We start from the raw sequence: 21999 nt of genomic DNA on the forward strand, positions 1-21999 counted from the left end.
CCATAATTTAAGGAATTAATTTTTTAATATTTATAAATTTATTTTTATTTAATTTTACATTATTTTTACTTTTAAAAGAAATTCCTGATAATTTATAAAAATTATAATCCGGATATTTTCCAGTTCCTGAAATTAATAAATCTTTTTTTTCATATATTAAATCTTTTCTTTTATATTCACTTAATTCAAAATCATCTATTAATTGTATAGCTTGAGTTGGACAAGCTTCTTCACACATTCCACAAAAAATACATCTAGATAAATTAATTCTAAAAAATTTAGCATACCATCTTTTTTTTTTTTCTTTTTTTTGTAAAGATATACAACCTACAGGACATGATACAGCACATAAATTACATGCTACACATCTTTCATCACCATCAGGATCTCTAGTTAATATTAAACGACCTCTATATCTTGGTGAAACATAAGTTTTTTTTTCTGGATATAACTTTGTTTCACGTTTTTCAAAAGATTTTAAAAAAACTTTAAATATACTACACAATTGTGTAAAAAAAAATAAAAAAATTTTTTTTAACATTATAAACCTTTTAATTATTAACTGTTAAAAATTAAAATAAAAAAAGCTGTTATTAATAAATTTATTAAATTTAATGGTAAAAAAATAATCCAACTTACTAACATAACTTTATCAAATCTAGGTCTTGGTAAAGAAGCTCTTATTAAAATAAATAAGAATATAAAAAAACATGTTTTTAATATAAACCAAACTATAGGAAATAAAAATGGTCCCTGCCAACCACCCATAAATAATATAGTCATTAAAGATGATAATATAATAATATATATATATTCACTTATAAAAAATAAACCAAATTTCATTCCAGAATATTCTATATGATAACCATCTGCTAATTCTTGTTCAGTTTCCGGTTGATCAAATGGATGTCTATGACATATAGCTAAACTTGCAATAAAAAAAGATATAAAACTAAAAAATTGAGGAATAAAATTCCATAAATTTTTTTGACTTAAAACAATATCTATAAAATTTAGAGAACCTGCTCTAGCGATTACCCCCATAGTTGATAAACCTAAAAACATTTCATAACTTAGTGTTTGAGCTGTTGCTCTTATTGTTCCAATTAAAGAATATTTATTATTACTTGACCATCCTGCTAATAATAGTGAATAAATTGATATTCCTACAATCATAAAAAAAAATAATAAACCAATATTTAAATTTATTATATAAAATTTTGAAGTAATTGGAATTGTTGCTGTAAAACTTAAAATAGATATAAATATAATAATTGGTGATAATACAAATAAAAATTTATGAGAAAATGGTGGTATCCAATCTTCTTTAAACATTATTTTAATCATATCTGCTAATATTTGTAAAGATCCTTGCCATCCTACTCTATTTGGACCATATCTATTTTGAAATAAAGCTAATAACCTTCTTTCAATAAAACTCATATAAGATCCAAAAATAATAACTAAAAATAAAAATATAAAATTTTTAAATATATTAAAATAAATATTATAATTAAATAACATATTAAATTTATTTTTCAACCTTTCTTATATTTGAAATATATTTATTTAATAAATAAAATGGAATTTTAGGAATACCTAATGGTAAACCAACTCTTCTTTTTGTAAAAGTATTTGAACAAAATACTGGAAAACTATATGTTTGATTTTCACAATCAAATTTAATAATATCACCATTTTGAAGATCTATATTATTAGCGTCATACGTATTAAATATTATATGTATAGATTTTATCATTTGTTCTTTAAATAAAATTAAATTTTGAGTTAATTCTTCACTACCAAATAATAAATAAAATGGTAATATTTTAAAACTTTTTTTATTAAAAAGTTTTGGAATTACTTTAAATAAATTTGTATCTTCTGATTCATCTGATTTAAAAAAACACATTCCTAAATTATTTTTATTTAATTTATCTTTAACTATACTACTTTTATATTTATTTATAGAATTTAATGAATTCCATTTAGGAAACCACATGAATGGTATATTATAATAACTATGAAAATTATGATTATTATAACCCTCAGTAGAAAAATTAAACATAGTATCTTTATCTTCTGTTATAGAATATTCATGTATATTGATATTATTATACATAGAAGAACGACCACTAAGTCTAAATGGAGATCTTGATATTTTTTTTCCTGAAATTCTAAAATTAGAATTTGGAGATATTAATTTCATAGGTAATAATTGTGGTATTTTATTTATACAATGATTAACAATATTATCAAAAGTAGACCAATTAATAGAATTTTTATTTAATTTTAATCTTATTTTATTAATCCAATCCCAACTTTCTAATTTATTAGAATTTTTATTATATAAATTTGGATTAAATGTTTTAAAAAATCTTTGAGCTCTACCTTCATAGTTTACTAAAGTACCATTACTTTCAGCAAAATTAGTTGAAGGTAATACTAAATTTGATTTTTTATAAATTTCGTTTTTCTGGTGATCTATATAAATTATATTTTTTATTTTTTTAAAACTATTATTTACATACTTTTTAGATAAATATCTATAAATATTATTTTCCATTATAATTAATGTATCTATGTTATTATATCTTATTTTTTTAAATGCGTTTTCTAAAGAAATTCCTTTAATTAAACTAACACCAACTGTATTAGATGCAGAAAAAATAAAAACCATTCCTACATTTTTTTTATTAATTTTTAATGCATAAGCTACATTATATGCAGATTTTATAATTTCTGAACTACCTGAATGTGTTCCAGATATAATTAAAGGTTTTTTAGAATTCATTAAAAATTTAGATATAAGATTAATTTTTTTTTGTAGTTTATTTTTAATATTTTTTACTTTAGGTAAATTATTATTAATATTATTCGCAATTGAAAAACCTAATATAGCTTGGTCTTCAATTGAAGCATTATAATTCCAAAAAGCAATATCTTTTAAATCAGTATAATCTATATTTGTAATAAATATAGGACATCTTTTTCTTTTAGAAATATTTAAAATAGAATTTATATCCCAATAAGGTATATTATTATTTTTTGCTATTTTAAAAAAATTATTTTTTGACGCTTGACGTATAGATAAAGCCATACGAGCAGCAGTCTGTGTTATATCTTCACCTAAAATTAAAATAGCATCATATTTTTCAATTTCATTTAAAGTTGGTATATGAATATTACATTTATTTATGATTTTTAATATTAATTTTATGTTATTTTGTTCTTTTTTAGGTATACCGGTAGAAAAATTTTTATATCCAACTAATTCTTTAAGAGCAAAATTATTTTCGATACTAGTTCTAGGAGAACCTATACCAATTATTTTATTAGATTTTTTTATAATATTAACTATTTTTTTTATAGCTTGTTTAGTATTTAAAATAAAAATTTTATTTTTACATCTTTCTATAGGATTTTGAGGTCTATTTTTTAAATTTACATATTGATATCCAAATCTACCTAAATCACAAATAAAATGATTATTAATATTATAATTATATCTATTTTCAACTTTATTTATTTTACCAAATTTTTCACCTAAAGTAATATTACAACCTATACAACATTGTTGACATATGCTTGGTGAAAATTGCATATCCCATTTTCTAACATAATTTTTAGAATTTATTTTATCTGTAAATACCCCAGTAGGACATATTTCTATAAGATTACCAGAAAAAACACTTTTTAATATTCCAGATTTAAATCTACCAAAATAAATATTATTACTAATACCATAAACACCAAAATCTTTTCCATCTGAATAATCTTTATAGAATCTTACACATCTATAACAAGTAATACATCTATTCATTTCATGTTTAATAAATGGACCCAAATATTGATTTTTATATATTTTTTTTTTAAATCTATAATTTCTATTATAATGATTATTAATTACTGTCATATCTTGTAAATGACAATTTCCACCTTCTTCACAAACAGGACAATCATGAGGATGATTAGTCATCATAAATTCTATTATTTTTTTTTTATATTTATTAACATTAATATCTTTAGTATCTAATATAATACCATCTGAAACTGATGTCATACAAGAAATTATAGTTTTTCCTTTAATATCATTAAAATTTTCATATTTTTTAATTAAACATTGTCTACATGATCCTATACTTCCTAAAGAAGGATGCCAACAAAAATATGGTATATCAAATCCTAATTCTAAACATACTTGTAATAAATTATGTTTTTTATTTACTTTATATTTTTTATTATTTATAAAAATTGTAGACATAATATTATTATTACTATAAATAATTTAAATAATTAAAAATTATTTAAATTATTTATAAATGATTCCTTTTTCAAATTCATTTTTAAAATATTTAATTGCACTTTTTAAAGGAGCTAAAGCTCCTGGTGCATGTGCACAAAAAGTTTTACCTGGTTGTAACATATTACATATATTTTTTAATGTATTAATATCATTTATTTTGCCTTGTTTTTTTTTTAAACATTTTAAAATTTTAACTATCCATGGTAGTCCATCTCTACATGGAGTACACCACCCACATGATTCTCTAGAAAAAAAATTTTCTATATTTAATAATAAATTAACCATATTTATTTTATTATCTATAATTACAGCTAAACCAGTTCCTAAACGACTTCCAGCTTTTTGTATGCTATTAAAATCCATAGGTAAATCTAAATGTTTATCTAATAAAAAATTAGTTCCCGCTCCTCCTGGTAACCAAGCTTTAATACTATATCCATTACAAATTCCATGAGCATAATCCTCAAGTAATTCTCTAGCAGTAATTCCTAGAGGTAATTCCCAAACACCAGGATTATTAACTTTTCCAGAAAAACCCATCATTTTAGTTCCAGAATCTATACTAAGAGAAATATTTTTGTACCAATGAAATCCATTTTTAATAATTGAAGGAATATTTGATAATGTTTCTACATTATTAACACATGTAGGTTCCCCCCATAAACCAGATGATGAAGGAAAAGGAGGTTTAAATCTAGGATTAGCTCTTTTTCCCTCTAATGAATTTATTAAAGCAGTTTCTTCACCACATATATATCTTCCAGCTCCTGTGTGTAAATAAATATTCAAACTAAAATTACTATTAAAAATATTTTTTCCCAACATTTTTTTATCTAATAATTCATTTATTGCATAATTTATATTTTTTTCTGCAATAATATATTCACCTCTTAAAAATATATATGCACATTTAGATTGTAAAGCATAAGACGCAATTATAATACCTTCTATTAATTGATGTGGTAAATTTTCTAATAAAAATCTATCTTTATAGGTACCAGGTTCCATTTCGTCAGCATTACATATTAAATATGATTTTTTTTTTTTTATCAAACTCCACTTTATTCCAGTTGGAAAACCAGCACCTCCTCTTCCCCTAAGTCCTGATTTTTTTATTATTTCTATGATTTCATTTGGACTAAATTTTGTAATAGCTTTTTTAGCTCCATTATATCCATTGTATTTTAAATATTTTTTTAAAAATATAGGTTTTTTTTTTTTTTTTAATCTCCAAGTTAATGGATGTGTTTCTTCATAAATTATCATATTTTATCTATATCTATTTAATATATTATTAACATATTTTGGAATAACATTGGTATATGTATCTCTATTTATCATTAAAATAGGACCTTTATCACAATTTCCTAAACAACATGTTTGTAACAATGTAAATCTTTTATTTTTAGTTGTTTGTCCTGTTTTAATTTTTAATGTTTTTTCTAAAACATTTTTTATTCTTTTATAATTTTTAACATAACATACAAAACTATCACAGTAACTAATAACATGTCTTCCTACAGGTTTTCTAAATATTTGACTATAAAATGTTGAAATTTCTTCTAAATAATTCAATTCTATATTCAAATATTTAGAAATAGCTTTTAAAGATATATCTGATATCCAATGACGATATCTCTGTACTACTTTTAGAGATTCTATGGATATTGCGTGATTATCTTTATATTTAAATTTAATTTTTTCTATTTTTTTAATTTCTAATTTACTTAATAAATTTTTTTTATTTAAAAAAATTATTTGATTCATATTTTTTTTTTTTTTCATTTTATCTATCTACATCAGACATAACAAAATCAATACTTCCTAGATATGCAACCAAATCAGATATCATACTACCACGAATAACTGATGGTATTTGTTGTAAATGTGGAAAACTAGGAGTTCTTATTCTAGTTCTATAACTTGTAGAACTACCATCACTTATTAAATAATAACTATTAATACCTTTAGTAGCTTCTACCATTTGAAAAGATTCATTAGCTGGCATTATTGTACCCCATGAAATTTGTAAAAAATGTGTTATTAAAGTTTCAATATCTTTTAATGATCTAGATTTATAAGGTGGAGTTGTTAAATAATGATCAGCTTTAAATGGACCTTTTGGCATATTATTTAAACATTGTCTTAAAATAATTAAACTTTGTTGTATTTCTTCTAATTTTAACATAACACGAGAATAACAATCACTTATCCCTGAACCTAATGGAATTTCAAAATCAAAATTTTCATAACCAGAATAAGGAAACCACTTTCTTACATCAAAATCTATTCCCGTAGCTCTTAACCCAGAACCAGTAACACCCCATGAAATTGCTTCTAATTTATTATATTGAGCAATACCTGAAGATCTATTTATTAAAATACTATTTTTTAAAGAAATTTCAGTATATTGTTTTAATCTATTAGGGATCCATTTTAAAAAAGAATCTAATAAAATATTCCAATTTTTAGGTAAATCGTTAGCAACTCCACCAATTCTAAACCAAGCAGGATGCATTCTAGCACCTGTTATATGTTCTATAATATCATAAATTTTTTGACGATCTGTAAAAGCACAAAATACTGGTGTCATAGCACCGACATCTTGTATAAAAGTTGAAATATATAATAGATGACTATTAATTCTAAATAATTCAGATAACATTATTCTAATAACTTTAACTTTTTCAGGTACTTTTATGTTAGCTAATTTTTCAACTGCAAGTATATAAGGCATTTCATTTATACATCCCCCTAAATATTCAATACGATCAGTATAAGGTATATAGCTATGCCATGTTTGTCTTTCACTTATTTTTTCTGCTCCACGATGATGATACCCAATATCTGGTATACAATCTATTATGTTTTCACCTTTTAATTTTAAAATAATACGAAAAACTCCATGAACTGAAGGATGATTAGGACCAAAATTAAGAAACATATAATTTTTATTTTTTTTTTTTTTTTTTGTTTCATATAATTTTGAATCAAATTTTAAATAATCCATATTTAATTTTTCTTGTTCATTACTTAATATAAATGGTTTAAAATCAGTAGCTCTTGAATTATAATCTTTTCTTAAAGGAAAACCTAACCAATTTTTAGGCATAATAAGCCTTTTTAAATTTGGATGACCATCAAAAATAATACCAAACATTTCCCATGTTTCACGTTCATACCAATTAGCATTAGAAAAAATATTTGTACAAGTCGGTATTATTAAATTTTTTATACTTAATGATACTTTAATAATTATATTTTGTTTTCTTTTAATGGATATTAAATGATAAAAAACAGTAAAATCAGTTTTAGGAATATTTTTTTTATATAATCTAAATCTTTCATCAATACCATGTAAATCAAATAACATGTCATAAGGTTTAGATAAATTTTTTAAAATTTTTATTAATTTTATTAATTTACCTTTTTTAACCCAAATTATAGGAAAATTAATTTTTGTAAATTGTATATATATATCTTTTATTATAATAAAATTACATAATTCTCTAATTATATCATAATTTTTATTTTTTGGAATCTTATTATATAATTTGAAATATTTTCTATACATTTATAATCCATTAAATTATTAATTACTATTTTAAAAATTATCAGGGTTTCTAAAATTTTTTTTAGACATTCGATAATTTCTTTTTTTTTTTTTTTCAGATATAATTTTTTTACGGTAAATACCTTGGTCTCCTATACACCATGAAAGAGGTCTTTTTTCTTTTCCTATTAATTTTTGTAATAACATTAAAGCCTGCATGTAAGATTCTGGTCTAGGAGGACATCCAGGTATATATATATCTACTGGTAAAAATTTATCAACACCTTGTACTACAGAATATACATCATACATTCCTCCTGAATTTGCACATGAACCCATTGAAATAACCCACTTAGGTTCTAACATTTGATCATAAAGACGTTTTATTATTGGAACCATTTTTATAAATGGTGTACCAGATATTACTATAAAATCAGCTTGTCTTGGAGAAGCTCTTAAAACTTCTGATCCAAATCTAGAAATATCATGAATTGATGTAAAAGAAGTGATCATTTCAACATAACAACATGATAAACCAAAATTATATGGCCAAAGAGAATTTTTCCTTCCCCAATTTACTATTTTATGAATTATTTCAGATAATTTTCCAATATAAAAATTATTATTATTTTTTTTTATTCTTGTAGATGTATATTTCATTTATTAAAGTACCTATTATTATTAATCATTAATTTTATATAATTTTAATGTTTTATTCCAATTTAATAATTTCATATTTATTAAATATATTAAACCAATAACTAAAATAAATACAAAATATAAAATTTCAATAAAACCCAACCATCCGTTTTCTTTTATAGAAATTGACCATATATATAAAAAAATAGATTCTGTATCAAATATAACAAATAACATAGCTAAAATATAAAATTTAATAGATAAATTAATTTTAGTATTACCTACAGAATCAATACCAGATTCAAATGGTAAATTTCTATTTTTTGTAATACATCTATTACCCAATAACCATCCACATAATAACATAAAAAAACAGATAAATAAAGAAAATAAAATAAATATAAAAAAAAATACATTTTCACTTAAAATATTAGTTTGATTTAACATTATAATACTTAATAATTATTATAAATATAATTTATATAAATTATATTAATTTTTAAAATTAAATAATAAAATTAAAATAAAATTAATATTTTTATTTAAATAATATATAATAAAAAATATATTTATTATACAAAAAAAATAAATATATTTATTAATTTTAAAAAATTATAAAAATTATTTTTTAAAATTTTTAAATATTTATAATAATTATATTATATCATGACATTTAATATTATAAAATTTATTAAATATTAATTATATAATAAATTTATATTTAAAAAAAATAGTTTAAAATAATTTTAGTTATTTAATAGAAATATTTAAAGGAAATATAATAAATGATTAAATATAAAAAAAATATAATTAATATTAATATTGAAAAGGAATTAAAACAATCTTATTTAAATTATGCAATGTCAGTAATAATTGGAAGAGCATTGCCAGATATACGTGATGGATTTAAACCTGTTCATAGACGTATTATTTACGCTATGAAAATAATTGGTAATTATTGGAATAAAAAATATAAAAAATCTGCCAGAATAGTAGGAGATGTTATTGGTAAATATCATCCTCATGGAGATATTGCTGTTTATGAAACTATAGTACGTATGGCCCAAAATTTCTCATTAAGATATACTTTAATAGATGGTCAAGGTAATTTTGGTTCTATTGATGGTGATCCTGCTGCAGCAATGCGTTATACGGAAATAAGAATGTCAAAAATAACTAACGAATTTTTACAAGATTTAGAAAAAGATACTGTAGATTTTATAAAAAATTATGATAATACAGAATTTATACCAGAAATTTTACCAACTAAAATACCTAACTTATTAATTAATGGTTCTACAGGTATTGCAGTAGGAATGGCTACAAATATTCCACCTCATAATATTAAAGAAGTAATTAATGGTTGTATTGCTTTTATTGAAAATAATAATATTAAAATTAAAGAATTAATGAAATATATTAAAGGACCTGATTTTCCAACTGCTGGAATTGTTAATAATTCTGTTGGTATTAAAAGTTATTATAAAACAGGTAAAGGTAAAATTTTAATTAGAGGAAATCATATAATTGAATTAGATAAAAAAAATAATACTAAATCAATTATTATTAATGAATTACCCTATCAAGTTAATAAATTAAAATTAATAGAAAAAATTGCTAATTTAATAAAGAATAAAAAAATAGAAGGAATAAGTGACTTAAGAGATGAATCTGATAAAGATGGTATGCGTATATTAATTAAACTTAAAAAAAACACTTCTAGTGAAATTATATTAAATAATTTATATAGTTTAACTAAATTACAAATTTCTTTTGGAATTAATATGGTTGCTTTATGTAAAGGAAACCCAAAAACTTTAAATTTAAAAGAAATGATAAATTATTTTATAGAACATCGTAAAAATATAATTATTAGAAGATCAATTTTTAGTTTAAAAAAAATAGAAAAAAGAATTCATATATTACAAGGATTAATAATAGCAATTTTTAATATAAAAGAAATAATTGATTTAATAAAAAATACTAAAACAATAGAATTAGCTAAAAAAAAGTTAATATCAAAAAAATGGTTTATTAAACATAATGATATTAAATTTTTATCGAATAAAAATTTATATGACAATTTTATAAAAAATAATATTAGAAAGAATCATTATTTTACTTATATACAAATTATATCTATTTTAAAATTAAAATTATATAGATTAACTAATTTAGAATATTCAAATTTATTAAATGAATATAAAGAATTAAAATTAAAAATAAAAGATCTTAAAAAAACTATAAAATGTAAAAAATATTTAATGTCTATTATTAAAAATGAGTTATTAGATATTAAAAAAAATTTTGGTGATAAAAGAAGAACAAAAATAAAATATTTTAAGTTTAATATTAAAAAAGAAGATTTAATTCAAAAAAAAAATATAGTTATTACTTTATCTAAAAAAGGATATATTAAATATCAATTATTATCTTTATATGTTACTCAACACAGAGGTGGTAAAGGAAAATTAGCTGTTAAAATTAAAAATAATGATTTTATAAAAAAATTATTAATAGCTAATACTCATGATACAATTTTATGTTTTTCTAATTTTGGTACAATATATTGGTTAAAAGCTCATCAATTACCAGAATCTGGTAAATATTCTATAGGAAAACCTATTATTAAATTTTTAAATTTAAAAAATAACGAAAAAATTACAGCTATTTTAGCGGTAAGTTTTTTTTCAAATATATTTTTAAAAAAAATATATATATTAATGGTTACATCTAATGGAATAATAAAAAAAACATTACTTACAGCTTTTATGCGTCCTAGATGTAATGGTATGATATCTATAAAATTAAATAAAAATGATAAATTAATATGTGTTTCTTTAATAAAAGATTTTGATAATATTATGTTATTTTCTTCTTTTGGTAAAGTTTTAAGATTTGTTGAAAAAGAAATTCGTTTAACTAGTAGATTATCATCTGGAACTAGAGGAATGAAATTAATTAATAATGATAAAATTGTGTCTTTAATTACAGTTAAAAAAAATATTAATACTAAAATTTTAACAGTAACAAAAAAAGGATATGGTAAAAGAACTAACATAAACCAATATCCAATTAGATCTAAATCTACCAAAGGAGTAATTTCTATAAAAGTCAATAAAAGAAACGGTTCAGTAATAGGTTCAACTGAAACTTTAGATAATGATCAAATTATAATGATTACAAATATGGGAGTTTTAGTAAGAATTAAAGTTTCAGAAATTAATGTTATTAATAGAAATACACAAGGGGTTATACTTATAAAAACTTCAAAAAATGAAAATGTAGTTAGTTTACAAAAAATTACTTTATAATTATCTCATTAATTTTATTTTATTATTAAAAAATCAATATGAATAATTTGATTTTTAAAAGGATGATATTGTATATCTTTTATTTTAACTATTTTTTTTTTTTTGTCAATTAAAATTAAAATATTTTTATAAAATATTTTTTTTTCATATAAATGTATTATTTTATCATGAGAAATTTCTATTGGTATATTTTTTTTAGATGTATTACCACCATAAATAATAGCTGGAATTTTATTATTAAAACGTAAAATCTTATTAATACTTTTACCAAATTTAACTCTTTTTTTTGCTTTTATTTTTAACATTAAAATCCTTATAATAAATTAATATTTATAAATTTAATATTTTGATAAATATGAATATTTAAAAAAAATTAAATTATCTATTTTTAAAATTTTATTTTTATATTATAAAATTATATCAAATTATAAAATAATATAATTAATTAATAAATATTATAATTTTAAAAAATATTTTTTATTATTATATCATAATTTAATTTAATTAAAAGTTATATTATATAATATTATATAATATAAATTATATCAACATCTAAAAATATTTTAAATTATTTACATTTTTAAATAATTTAAAATATATTATTTTATAAATTTTGGAATTATTTTTTATATGAAATATAATATTAATATAAGTTTTCAAAATATAATATTTAATTTACAAAAATTTTGGTCTAATAAAGGATTTACTTTATTCCAACCTATTGATTTAGAAGTTGGTGCAGGTACTTCACATCCTATTACTTATTTTAATTCTTTAGGAAATAATAATATATATGCAGCATATGTACAACCGTCAAGAAGACCTACAGATGGAAGATATGGTAAAAATATTAATAGATTATATTATTATTATCAATTTCAAGTTATTATGAAACCATCATTAATAAATATGAAAGAATTATATATTTCTTCTCTTAAATATTTAGGAATAAATTTTGATTTTAATGATATTATTTTTATAGAAGATAATTGGGAAAATCCTACTTTAGGAGCATGTGGTTTAGGATGGGAAGTATGGTTAAATGGTATGGAAATTACACAATTTACTTATTTTCAACAAATGGGAAATATAAAATGTAAACCTATAATAGGTGAAATTACTTATGGTTTAGAAAGAATAGCTATGTGTTTACAAGAAATAAACAGTATTTATGATATAATATGGAATATAGGAATCAAAAATAATATTAATTATAAAGATATATTTTATAAACATGAATTTGAATATTCAATATATAATTTTAAAAAAGCTAACATTAAATTTCTTTTTAAAATTTTTAATGAATATGAAAAAGAAATTTTACGTCTCTTAAATATTAATAAACCATTATTATTGCCATCATATGATATTACTTTAAAAATAATTCATATTTTTAATTTATTAGATTCAAGACAAGCTATTTCTTCTATTGAAAGACAAAACTATATTATAAAAATAAATAATATAACGAAAATTATAGCAAAAAAATATATATCTTAAAATATTTATAAATAGAGAAAAAAGATGAAAGATACATTTTTAGTGGAAATAGGTACTGAAGAGTTACCTGCAAAAATATTAAAAAAAATAGCAAAAAATTTTTATTTAAATATTTGTAAATATTTAAATAAAAATAATATAAGTTATAAAAAAATAATTTGGTTCGCTACTTCTAGAAGAATAGCAGTTAAAATAATAAATATTAATAAAAATAATTTAAATATAAAAAAAAAAAAAAAAATAGATAAAATCAATAATAAAAATTATAATAAATTATATATTAAAAAAAAATATATAAAAAAAATATTATTAAATATAATAAAATGTTCTATAGAAGAAATAAATTTACCTAATAAAATGAGATGGGGGTATGGTAAAAATTATTTTATAAGACCTATAAAAAATATTACTATAATTTTAGGAAAAGATTTAATTAATACTAAAATATTAAATTTAAAATCAAACCGTATTATATATGGAAGCCGTTTTTTAAAAAATAATATAATTTATATTAAAAACGCTTATAGTTATCCAAATATTTTATTTAAAAAAGGTAATATAATCGCAAACTATTACCTACGTAAAAATAAAATAATATCACAAATTAAAAAAATATCTAATAAAATTTTTGGTATTGTAGATTTAGAAAAAAAATTATTGGAAGAAGTAACTTCATTAATAGAATTTCCTATAGTGTTATTATCTAAATTTAATATTAATTTTTTAAAAATACCTAATGAAATAATATTATATATTATTAAATATATTCAAAAATGTTTTCCAATTTATAAAAAAAAAAACCAATTAATTCCATATTTTATTTTTGTTTCTAATATAGAATTAAAAAATAAAAAAAAAATTATAAAAAAATATGAACAAATAATTAATAATCGTTTTCATGATATTATTTTTTTTTTAAATGAAGATATTAAAAAAAAAATTATAAATAATTTTTTTAAATTAAAAAAAATTTTATTTTATAAAAATTTAGGATCCTTAAAAGATAAAACTATAAGAATTAATCATATATCTTTATGGATATCTAAAATAATTAATACCAAATTAAATCTTTCTAAAAGATCTAGTTTTTTATCAAAATGTGATTTAACAACAAATATAGTTAAAGAATTTAGTAATATGCAAGGAATAATGGGAATGTATTATTCAAAAAAAAATAACGAACATAAAAATGTATCATTATCTATAAAAGAACAATATCAACCTAAATTTTTTAAAGATAAAATTCCATTCAATTTAATATCATGTGTTTTAGCTATTGCTGATAAAATAGATAATATTATAGGAATTATAATAATTAATAAAAAAAAAAAAATTAGTTCTGATCCTTTTGCTTTAAGACGTTCTATATTAGGTATTATAAATATAATTATTAAAAATAAAATTAATATTAATATAAATCATTTAATAAAAAAAACATTTAAAATATATAATATAAAAAAAGAAAAAATAGATATTATTAATAAATTTATAATTAAAAGAATATTTTATTTATATAAAAAAAAAAATAATACTAATTTTATTAAATCAATTTTATTTAATTGTAATATGAAATTTTATAATTTAAAAAATAAAATTAAAATAATATCTTATTTTAGAAAATTAAAAATATTTAATAATTTAATTTCTATAAATAAGCGTATATATAATATAATAAAAAAATCTAAATTTAAAATTAATTATTATATAAAAAATGTTTTTTTTATATTTAATGAAGAAATTTATTTATTAAATTTAATAAAAAAAATAAAATTTCAAATTAAATTTGCTATTTATAATAATAATATTAATTTTATTTTATTGTCTTTAATAAATTTATGTATACCTACTAATAAATTTTTTAATAATATTAAAATTTTTAATAATAATAAAAAAATTATAAATAATAGATTAAATATTTTAAACGAAATATTAAAATTAACTTCTATAGTAATTGATAAATCAATTATTATAAATTAATTTAAAATAAATTTTTAGACCAACCTAATTTAGATATTAAAATTTTAAAATAATCATAATTATAAGGATGAATAAAATTTAAAAAATTTTTATTACAATTTATTAAAATATCTTGTTTTGAATCTATTGATTTAATAACTTGATTATCAAAAATAATTTGAATATTTTCATAATTTTGTTCAAATTTAATTCTTATTTTATTTTTATTAGAAATAATTAATGGTCTAGAAGATAAAGTATGTGGAAATATAGGAATTAATTCAATAACATTTAATGATGTCATTATAATAGGACCTCCTATAGATAATGAATAAGCTGTTGAACCAGTTGGAGTAGATATAATTAAACCATCAGATTTTTGAGAAAATGCAAATTTTTCATTAATATATACTTTAAAATTTATTGTTTTAGTTATATTTTTAGAATTTAATACAACTTCATTTAAAGAAGTTCCTATTTTTTTTAAATTATTAAATTCATAAGCTTCTAATAAAAATTTTTTCTCTTTTATATAATTTCCAGAAAGTATAATTTTTAATTTTTTTTCTATATTATATGGTTCTATGTCAGCTAAAAATCCTAAATTACCTAAATTAATACCTATAATTTTTATATTACATGATAATAAATATTTTGAAGCTCCTAAAATATTTCCATCACCTCCTATTATAATTGCTAAATCACAAAATTTTCCAATTTCTTTTATATTTTTTATATTTTTAAATTTAAATTTATTAGCAATACTCATTTCAAAAAAAACTTTATAACCATTTTTCTTTAAAAAGTTATTAATTAAAACATATATTTTAAAAACATTATTATGGTTTATACTTCCTAATATTCCAATATTATGAAAAATTTTTGTCATTTAATACCTATTTTAAATTTAATATATTTTATAAAATTTTAAAATATATTTATTAATAAATATAAAATTATTGATAATAAAAGGATATATATATGAATAATAATACAAAAAATGATAAAAAAAAAATAAATAATAAAGAAGATAAAAAAAAAGATGTAAAAGAAAAAAAAATTTTAAAAAATAATGAATTTTTTTTAAAAGAAAAAATTAAAAAATTAAAAAAAAAAATAATGTTATTAACAAATAATTTTAATGATTTAAATTTAAGATCAAGAGCAGAAATAGAAAATATGAGACGTAGAAATGAACAAGAAATAGAAAAAATTTATAAATTTTCTTTAGAAGATTTTGTTCATGAATTATTACCAACTATAGATAACTTAGAAAAATCTGTAGAATTAGCAAAAAAAAAAAAAATAGATATTTCTATTCTAAAAGGAATAGAACTTACTTTAAAATCATTTTTAGATACTATCATTAAATTTGGTGTTACTATTATAAAAGATTTAAAAGAAGAATTTAATCCTAAAATACATCAAGCAATATCAATTAGAGAATCAAATAAAATTGAAAATAATAAAGTTTTAGAAATAATGCAAAAAGGTTATTTAATAAATAATAGATTATTAAGACCAGCTATGGTTATTGTATCTAAAAATACTAAAAAATAAAATTACCATATAATTTCTTTAATATTATTTTTAATTAAAAATTTATTAGAAATTAAAAAATGTTTACAACCGAAAAATCCATAATTAGCTGATAATGGAGAAGGGTGTGAAGAAGTTAAAATTAAATTTTTTTTGGGGTTTATTAAATAAGCTTTTTTTTTAGCTTGTAAACCCCATAATAAAAAAACTATTTTACTTTTATACATATTAATTAATTTAATTATTTTATTAGTAAATATTTCCCAACCTATATTTTTATGAGAAAGTTTTTTATTTTTTTCTACAGTTAAAATTGTATTTAATAATAATACACCTTGTTTAGCCCATTTAATTAAACAACCATTTTTTGGAATATTAAAATTTGTAAAATTAGATTTAATTTCTTTATATATATTATTTAATGAGGGAGGAATATCAACATTTTTTGATACAGAAAACGCTAATCCATCAGCTTGATTATTTTTAACATATGGATCTTGACCTAAAATCACTATTTTAATTTTATCAAAACTAGTAAATTTTAAAGCATTAAATATATATTTTTTTGGTGGATAAATAATTTTTCCTAAATAATATTCTTTATATAAAAATTTTTTTATTTTATAAAAATATTTTTTTTTATTTTCATTTTTTAAAAAAAAAATCCATTTCATTTTAAATACCATTAATTTTTAATAAATTATATAATTTATTAAAGTATAATATTAAAAATATAATATATTTTATATTAATAAATAATTTATGAATAATATTAAAAATTTTTCAATTATTGCACATATTGATCATGGAAAATCAACATTATCTGATAAATTTATTAAAATTTGTAAAGGACTAATTAATAAAAAAACACCTCTTACACAAATGTTAGATTTTATGGATTTAGAAAGAGAAAGAGGTATAACTATTAAAGCTAGAAATGTAACTTTAAATTATTTATCAAAATCAAATATTAATTATAAATTAAATTTAATAGATACCCCTGGTCACGTTGATTTTTCATATGAAGTATCTAGATCTTTATATGCTTGTGAAGGAGTTATATTATTAATAGATGCTAGTCAAGGTGTAGAGGCACAAACTTTATCAAATTATAATAATGCTATTAAAATGAATTTAGTTATTATTCCAGTATTAAATAAAATAGATTTACCATTCATTAATGTAAAAAAAGTTTTAGAAGAAATAGAAAATATGTTAAATATTAAAAAAGAAGATGTTATACATTGTTCTGCAAAAACTGGTTATGGAATAGAAATTTTATTAGAAAATATTATAAAAAAAATACCTTCTCCAAATGGAAAAAAAAAATCAAGTTTAAATGCATTAGTTATCGATTCATGGTTTGATAAATATAAAGGAATAGTTTTATTAATATGTATAAAAAGTGGTATTATCAATAAAGGAGATAAAATTAAATTTTTAAGTAATAATAATGTATATTGTGTAGAAAGTTTAGGAATATTTACACCTAAAAAAATAAAAAAAAAAAAATTACAATGTGGAGATATTGGATGGTTAACATGTGGTATTAAAGTCACTAAAAAAAATATTATAGGAAATATTATAACTAAAATAAATGATCCTATAAAAAAAAAAATATCTGTATTTAAAAAAACAAAACCACAAGTATACGCAGGTTTATTTCCTAAAAGTAAAAAAAATTATGAAAATTTTAAACAAGCTTTAAAAAAATTAAGTTTAAATGATTCATCTTTTTTTTACAAAAAAGAACATTCTTCTATTCTAGGGTTTGGATTTAAATGTGGTTTCTTAGGATTGTTACATATGGACATTATACAAGAAAGATTAGAAAGAGAATATGGATTAAAAATTATTATAACAGCTCCTACTGTTATATATAAAGTAAAATATAAAAATAAAATAATTAACATCGATAGTCCACATAAATTATTATCTATAAAAAATAATATAGATTCAATATTTGAACCTATAGTAGAATGTCACATTCTTTCACCATTAAATTATTTAGGAAATATAATTAAACTATGTATGAAAAAAAGAGGAATACAAAAGAATATTTTATATTATAATAAGCAAGTTAAAATAATTTACGAAATACCTATGATGGAAGTAATTTTAAATTTTTTTGATGAACTTAAATCAATTTCTAAAGGATATGCATCTTTAGATTATAAATTTAAAAAATTTAAAAAATCAAAATTAATATGTTTAAATATATTAATAAATTCTAAAATTATAAATGAATTATCTATTATAATACATAAAAAAAATGCACAATATTATGGAAATATGTTAATTAAAAAATTACAACAAAACATTAATAAACAACAATTTGATATTATAATTCAAGCTTCTATAAATAACAAAATTATATTACGTAAAACAATAAAAAAAATAAGAAAAAATGTAATTTCAAAATGCTATGGAGGTGATATAACTAGAAAAAAAAAATTATTAAATAACCAAAAAAAAGGTAAAAAAAAAATGAAAATTTTTGGAAAATTATTTTTTTCTAGAAAAATGTTTTTAGATATTTATAATATAAAATGATGTAAATTTTGATATATAAGTTATTTATTTTGTATTATTTAAATTATACTATAATTTATAAATTTAATAACAAAATATAATATAAGTAAATTGTTAAAATAAAAATAATAATAAAAAGAAAAAATATCTTGTAGTGTATTTTATTTTATTTTTTTTTATATGTAGTTATTGATAAAAGTATTTGAAATATTAGAAGAAATAAATGTATCTTTTTATATAGAAAGAATCCTTGTAATAAAATTAGAAAGGTATATAGGATATAATTTTAATGATATAAGATTTTTAAAATTATCTTTAACCCATAGAAGTGCTAAATTAAAAAATAACGAAAAACTTGAATTTTTAGGAGATGCGGTATTAAGTTTTTCAGTGGCTCATACTTTATTTAATATGTATCCATGTACTAATGAAGGTAATTTAAGTCGTATGAGATCCGTTTTAGTGCAGAGAAGCACATTATCAAGTATTGCAAGAGGTTTTCAATTACAAAAATTTTTATATTTAGGAATAAATGAATTAAACTTTTTTAATATTCGTGAATCATTTTTATCTAATTCAATAGAAGCCCTGGTAGGAGGTATTTATTTGGATAGCGATATGGAAATTACAGAAAGAACATTATTATTATGGTATAAAAAATATTTTAATATGATAAAACCTTCAGAAAATAATAAAGATCCTAAAAGTCTTTTACAAGAATTTTTACAAAAACATTATTTAAAACCACCATTATATTCTGTATATTTTATAACAAGTGAATATGAATTTTTTGTTGAATGTAAATTTGGAAAATTTATGCAATTGAATACATACGGACAAGGATTTAATAAAAAAGATGCTGAAAAAAAAGCTGCTAAAGCTGCTTTAAAAAGAATAAAATATTTTAAAGAAAATGTTTAAAATAAATTATTTTAGTTTTGTTCCTATAATAGGACAAACTAATGTTGGTAAGTCAACTTTATTTAATAAAATTTTATCAAAAAAAATATCTATTATTTCACATAAAAAAAATACTACTAAAAAAAATATTTTAGGAATTATTACAAATAATAATTACCAAATTGCTTTTATAGATACTCCAGGACCATTTTTTTTAAAAAAAAAAAATTTTTTTTATAAAATAAATAATAAATATGAAATATCTTTATATAATACAAATATTATAATATTTGTTTTAAATGGTACTAAATGGAATAAATTTGATGAAATAATTTTAGAAAAAATAAAATTATTTAAAATACCAATTATTTGTGTAATAAATAAAATTGATAAAATTAAAAACAAACAAAAAACATTTTTACATATAAAATATTTAGAAAATAAAGCTAATTTTTTATCTATTATTTCTATTTCTTCTAAAAAAGAAACTAATATAAATTATTTATATAATATTATAATAAATAATTTACCTGAATCTTTTCATTATTTTCCATCATACTATTTTACTAGTGAATCTCCAAATTCTATAATTACTGAAATAATTCGTGAAAAATCTCTTAAAAATTTAAACCAAGAAATACCTTATAATATTAAAATTGAAATTAATAATTTTGAATATAAAAAAAATATGTATTTTATTAAATCTATAATAAAAATGAAAAACATAAATCAAAAAAAAATTATAATTGGTAAAAATGGTTCTAAAATTAAAAATATTAGTATATCTTCTAGAAAAGAAATTGAAAAAATATTTAAAAAAAAAGTACATTTAAAAATTTGGATAAAATAAAAATAATTATAATATATAAAAAATATTATATTTATAAAAAAAATAAAACATAAATGTCTATTATAGGATTAGGTATTGATTTTTTTTATATGTTACGTATAAAAAAAATATGTAGCACAAAAAAAAAAAAATTAGCAAATAAATTATTAAATAATAATGAATTAAAAGATTATATTTATAATTATAATGAATCTTACCGTTTTTTATCCAAAATTTTTGCTATAAAAGAAGCTGCTTCTAAAGCTTTAGGAATAGGTATGAGGAATGGTTTAAATTTCCATAGTTTTGAAATATATAAAAATAAAATTGGTAAACCTAAAATAAAATTTTTAAATTATGCACATTATTTAAAAAAAAAAAAAAATATAAATAAAATTCATGTTACTATAACATATGAAAATAATTATATATTTGCTTTAGTAATCTTAGAATCCTAAAATAATATGAAAATACATAATTTTTGGATGAAATATGCTATTTTATTAGCTAAAAAATCTTTTAAAAATAAAGAAGTTCCAATAGGTTCGGTATTAATATTTAATAATATTATAATTGGTGAAGGTTATAATTGTTTAATATTATCTAATGATCCTACATCTCATGCTGAGATTATTGCTATTAAAAAAGGAAGTAAATATTTAAATAATTATAGAATGAAAAATTCTATTTTATATTCAACTTTAGAACCATGTATTATGTGTACTGGAGCAATATTTAATAGTAGAATTAATAAAGTTGTTTTTGGAATAAATAATAATAATATAATTAATTTAACAAATTTAACAATTAAATTTAAAAAAAATAAATATATTAATATAAAAAAAGGTATTTTATTTAAAAAATGTTTAAAATTAATAAATATTTTTTTTAAAAAAAAAAGAAAAAAATAAAAAAATAAAATATAAAATAT

The 21999-nt window shown here is 18.5% G+C and carries 20 protein-coding genes; 9 read left to right on the forward strand and 11 right to left on the reverse strand.

Annotated elements, in window-relative coordinates; all coding sequences use genetic code 11:
• Nucleotides 1–7 precede the first annotated feature (7 nt).
• From nuoI to ndhC, 8 genes are read right to left on the reverse strand one after another with little or no spacing between them, the layout of a single operon-like run.
• Nucleotides 8–544, reverse strand: a complete 537-nt coding sequence (nuoI, locus tag C3B56_RS01140; RefSeq protein ID WP_126071595.1) for an NADH-quinone oxidoreductase subunit NuoI — start codon at nt 542–544, stop codon at nt 8–10.
• 14 nt (nt 545–558) lie between these two features.
• Nucleotides 559–1524, reverse strand: coding sequence for an NADH-quinone oxidoreductase subunit NuoH (nuoH, locus tag C3B56_RS01145; RefSeq protein ID WP_126071703.1), 966 nt, complete (start codon nt 1522–1524; stop codon nt 559–561).
• 7 nt (nt 1525–1531) lie between these two features.
• Nucleotides 1532–4264 carry an NADH-quinone oxidoreductase subunit NuoG gene (gene nuoG / locus C3B56_RS01150; protein ID WP_126071596.1) on the reverse strand — a complete coding sequence of 911 codons (2733 nt, stop codon included), beginning with the start codon at nt 4262–4264 and terminating at the stop codon, nt 1532–1534.
• Nucleotides 4265–4312: 48 nt separating this feature from the next.
• On the reverse strand, nt 4313–5572 hold the full coding sequence (gene nuoF / locus C3B56_RS01155; protein WP_126071597.1) for an NADH-quinone oxidoreductase subunit NuoF: 1260 nt from the start codon (nt 5570–5572) through the stop codon (nt 4313–4315).
• Between the two features lie 3 nt (nt 5573–5575).
• A complete protein-coding gene (gene nuoE, locus C3B56_RS01160) occupies nt 5576–6073 on the reverse strand; it encodes an NADH-quinone oxidoreductase subunit NuoE (protein WP_126071704.1) in 498 nt (165 codons plus the stop codon).
• Nucleotides 6074–6092: 19 nt separating this feature from the next.
• Nucleotides 6093–7880, reverse strand: coding sequence for an NADH-quinone oxidoreductase subunit C/D (gene nuoC, locus C3B56_RS01165; protein WP_126071598.1), 1788 nt, complete (start codon nt 7878–7880; stop codon nt 6093–6095).
• 30 nt (nt 7881–7910) lie between these two features.
• On the reverse strand, nt 7911–8519 hold the full coding sequence (locus C3B56_RS01170) for an NADH-quinone oxidoreductase subunit B (RefSeq protein WP_126071599.1): 609 nt from the start codon (nt 8517–8519) through the stop codon (nt 7911–7913).
• A 21-nt stretch (nt 8520–8540) separates the two neighbouring features.
• Nucleotides 8541–8945 carry an NADH-quinone oxidoreductase subunit A gene (gene ndhC, locus C3B56_RS01175; protein ID WP_126071600.1) on the reverse strand — a complete coding sequence of 135 codons (405 nt, stop codon included), beginning with the start codon at nt 8943–8945 and terminating at the stop codon, nt 8541–8543.
• Between the two features lie 338 nt (nt 8946–9283).
• Here ndhC and gyrA point away from each other — a divergent pair, with 338 nt between their 5' ends.
• Entirely contained in the window at nt 9284–11812 is a 2529-nt protein-coding gene (gene gyrA, locus C3B56_RS01180; protein WP_126071601.1) for a DNA topoisomerase (ATP-hydrolyzing) subunit A, read from the forward strand.
• A gap of 14 nt (nt 11813–11826) precedes the next feature.
• Here the strand turns inward: gyrA and rplY are convergent, their stop codons facing one another.
• Nucleotides 11827–12117: a 50S ribosomal protein L25 gene (rplY, locus tag C3B56_RS01185; protein WP_126071602.1), complete on the reverse strand. Its 291-nt coding sequence runs from the start codon at nt 12115–12117 to the stop codon at nt 11827–11829.
• Nucleotides 12118–12442: 325 nt separating this feature from the next.
• On the opposite strand from rplY, the gene C3B56_RS01190 reads away from it, so the two are divergent.
• Nucleotides 12443–13312, forward strand: a complete 870-nt coding sequence (locus C3B56_RS01190) for a glycine--tRNA ligase subunit alpha (protein WP_126071603.1) — start codon at nt 12443–12445, stop codon at nt 13310–13312.
• A 24-nt stretch (nt 13313–13336) separates the two neighbouring features.
• Nucleotides 13337–15289 carry a glycine--tRNA ligase subunit beta gene (gene glyS / locus C3B56_RS01195; protein ID WP_126071604.1) on the forward strand — a complete coding sequence of 651 codons (1953 nt, stop codon included), beginning with the start codon at nt 13337–13339 and terminating at the stop codon, nt 15287–15289.
• A 1-nt stretch (nt 15290) separates the two neighbouring features.
• Here the strand turns inward: glyS and C3B56_RS01200 are convergent, their stop codons facing one another.
• Nucleotides 15291–16157, reverse strand: coding sequence for an NAD(+)/NADH kinase (locus tag C3B56_RS01200; RefSeq protein ID WP_126071605.1), 867 nt, complete (start codon nt 16155–16157; stop codon nt 15291–15293).
• 92 nt (nt 16158–16249) lie between these two features.
• On the opposite strand from C3B56_RS01200, the gene grpE reads away from it, so the two are divergent.
• Nucleotides 16250–16828, forward strand: a complete 579-nt coding sequence (gene grpE, locus C3B56_RS01205) for a nucleotide exchange factor GrpE (protein WP_126071606.1) — start codon at nt 16250–16252, stop codon at nt 16826–16828.
• 2 nt (nt 16829–16830) lie between these two features.
• Here the strand turns inward: grpE and ung are convergent, their stop codons facing one another.
• Complete coding sequence (ung, locus tag C3B56_RS01210; protein WP_408608453.1) at nt 16831–17493, reverse strand: uracil-DNA glycosylase; 663 nt, start codon at nt 17491–17493, stop codon at nt 16831–16833.
• A 76-nt stretch (nt 17494–17569) separates the two neighbouring features.
• Here ung and lepA point away from each other — a divergent pair, with 76 nt between their 5' ends.
• From lepA to tadA, 5 genes are all read left to right on the forward strand, one after another.
• A complete protein-coding gene (gene lepA, locus C3B56_RS01215) occupies nt 17570–19360 on the forward strand; it encodes a translation elongation factor 4 (RefSeq protein WP_126071608.1) in 1791 nt (596 codons plus the stop codon).
• Between the two features lie 168 nt (nt 19361–19528).
• The gene (rnc, locus tag C3B56_RS01220) at nt 19529–20260 is read left to right on the forward strand and encodes a ribonuclease III (protein WP_126071609.1); all 732 of its coding nucleotides are present in this window, start codon (nt 19529–19531) and stop codon (nt 20258–20260) included.
• On the forward strand, nt 20253–21089 hold the full coding sequence (gene era / locus C3B56_RS01225) for a GTPase Era (protein ID WP_126071610.1): 837 nt from the start codon (nt 20253–20255) through the stop codon (nt 21087–21089). The genes rnc and era overlap by 8 nt, the downstream gene beginning before the upstream one ends.
• 53 nt (nt 21090–21142) lie before the next feature.
• Complete coding sequence (gene acpS / locus C3B56_RS01230) at nt 21143–21526, forward strand: holo-ACP synthase (RefSeq protein ID WP_126071611.1); 384 nt, start codon at nt 21143–21145, stop codon at nt 21524–21526.
• Between the two features lie 6 nt (nt 21527–21532).
• On the forward strand, nt 21533–21979 hold the full coding sequence (gene tadA / locus C3B56_RS01235) for a tRNA adenosine(34) deaminase TadA (protein ID WP_232817388.1): 447 nt from the start codon (nt 21533–21535) through the stop codon (nt 21977–21979).
• Nucleotides 21980–21999 lie beyond the last annotated feature (20 nt).

It is taken from the genome of Candidatus Annandia adelgestsuga (assembly GCF_003956045.1).
GTDB lineage: Bacteria > Pseudomonadota > Gammaproteobacteria > Enterobacterales > Enterobacteriaceae_A > Annandia > Annandia adelgestsuga.

Bases quoted from the DNA above. Each gene is read 5' to 3' on its own strand.
- gyrA (WP_126071601.1), top strand. From the start codon at position 9,284: ATGATTAAATATAAAAAAAATATAATTAATATTAATATTGAAAAGGAA.
- acpS (WP_126071611.1), top strand. From the start codon at position 21,143: ATGTCTATTATAGGATTAGGTATTGATTTTTTTTATATGTTACGTATA.
- rplY (WP_126071602.1), bottom strand. From the start codon at position 12,117: ATGTTAAAAATAAAAGCAAAAAAAAGAGTTAAATTTGGTAAAAGTATT.
- nuoF (WP_126071597.1), bottom strand. From the start codon at position 5,572: ATGATAATTTATGAAGAAACACATCCATTAACTTGGAGATTAAAAAAA.
- nuoE (WP_126071704.1), bottom strand. From the start codon at position 6,073: ATGAATCAAATAATTTTTTTAAATAAAAAAAATTTATTAAGTAAATTA.
- C3B56_RS01190 (WP_126071603.1), top strand. From the start codon at position 12,443: ATGAAATATAATATTAATATAAGTTTTCAAAATATAATATTTAATTTA.
- tadA (WP_232817388.1), top strand. From the start codon at position 21,533: ATGAAAATACATAATTTTTGGATGAAATATGCTATTTTATTAGCTAAA.
- ndhC (WP_126071600.1), bottom strand. From the start codon at position 8,945: ATGTTAAATCAAACTAATATTTTAAGTGAAAATGTATTTTTTTTTATA.
- nuoG (WP_126071596.1), bottom strand. From the start codon at position 4,264: ATGTCTACAATTTTTATAAATAATAAAAAATATAAAGTAAATAAAAAA.
- nuoC (WP_126071598.1), bottom strand. From the start codon at position 7,880: ATGTATAGAAAATATTTCAAATTATATAATAAGATTCCAAAAAATAAA.
- C3B56_RS01170 (WP_126071599.1), bottom strand. From the start codon at position 8,519: ATGAAATATACATCTACAAGAATAAAAAAAAATAATAATAATTTTTAT.
- nuoH (WP_126071703.1), bottom strand. From the start codon at position 1,524: ATGTTATTTAATTATAATATTTATTTTAATATATTTAAAAATTTTATA.
- grpE (WP_126071606.1), top strand. From the start codon at position 16,250: ATGAATAATAATACAAAAAATGATAAAAAAAAAATAAATAATAAAGAA.
- glyS (WP_126071604.1), top strand. From the start codon at position 13,337: ATGAAAGATACATTTTTAGTGGAAATAGGTACTGAAGAGTTACCTGCA.
- era (WP_126071610.1), top strand. From the start codon at position 20,253: ATGTTTAAAATAAATTATTTTAGTTTTGTTCCTATAATAGGACAAACT.
- C3B56_RS01200 (WP_126071605.1), bottom strand. From the start codon at position 16,157: ATGACAAAAATTTTTCATAATATTGGAATATTAGGAAGTATAAACCAT.
- lepA (WP_126071608.1), top strand. From the start codon at position 17,570: ATGAATAATATTAAAAATTTTTCAATTATTGCACATATTGATCATGGA.
- ung (WP_408608453.1), bottom strand. From the start codon at position 17,493: ATGGTATTTAAAATGAAATGGATTTTTTTTTTAAAAAATGAAAATAAA.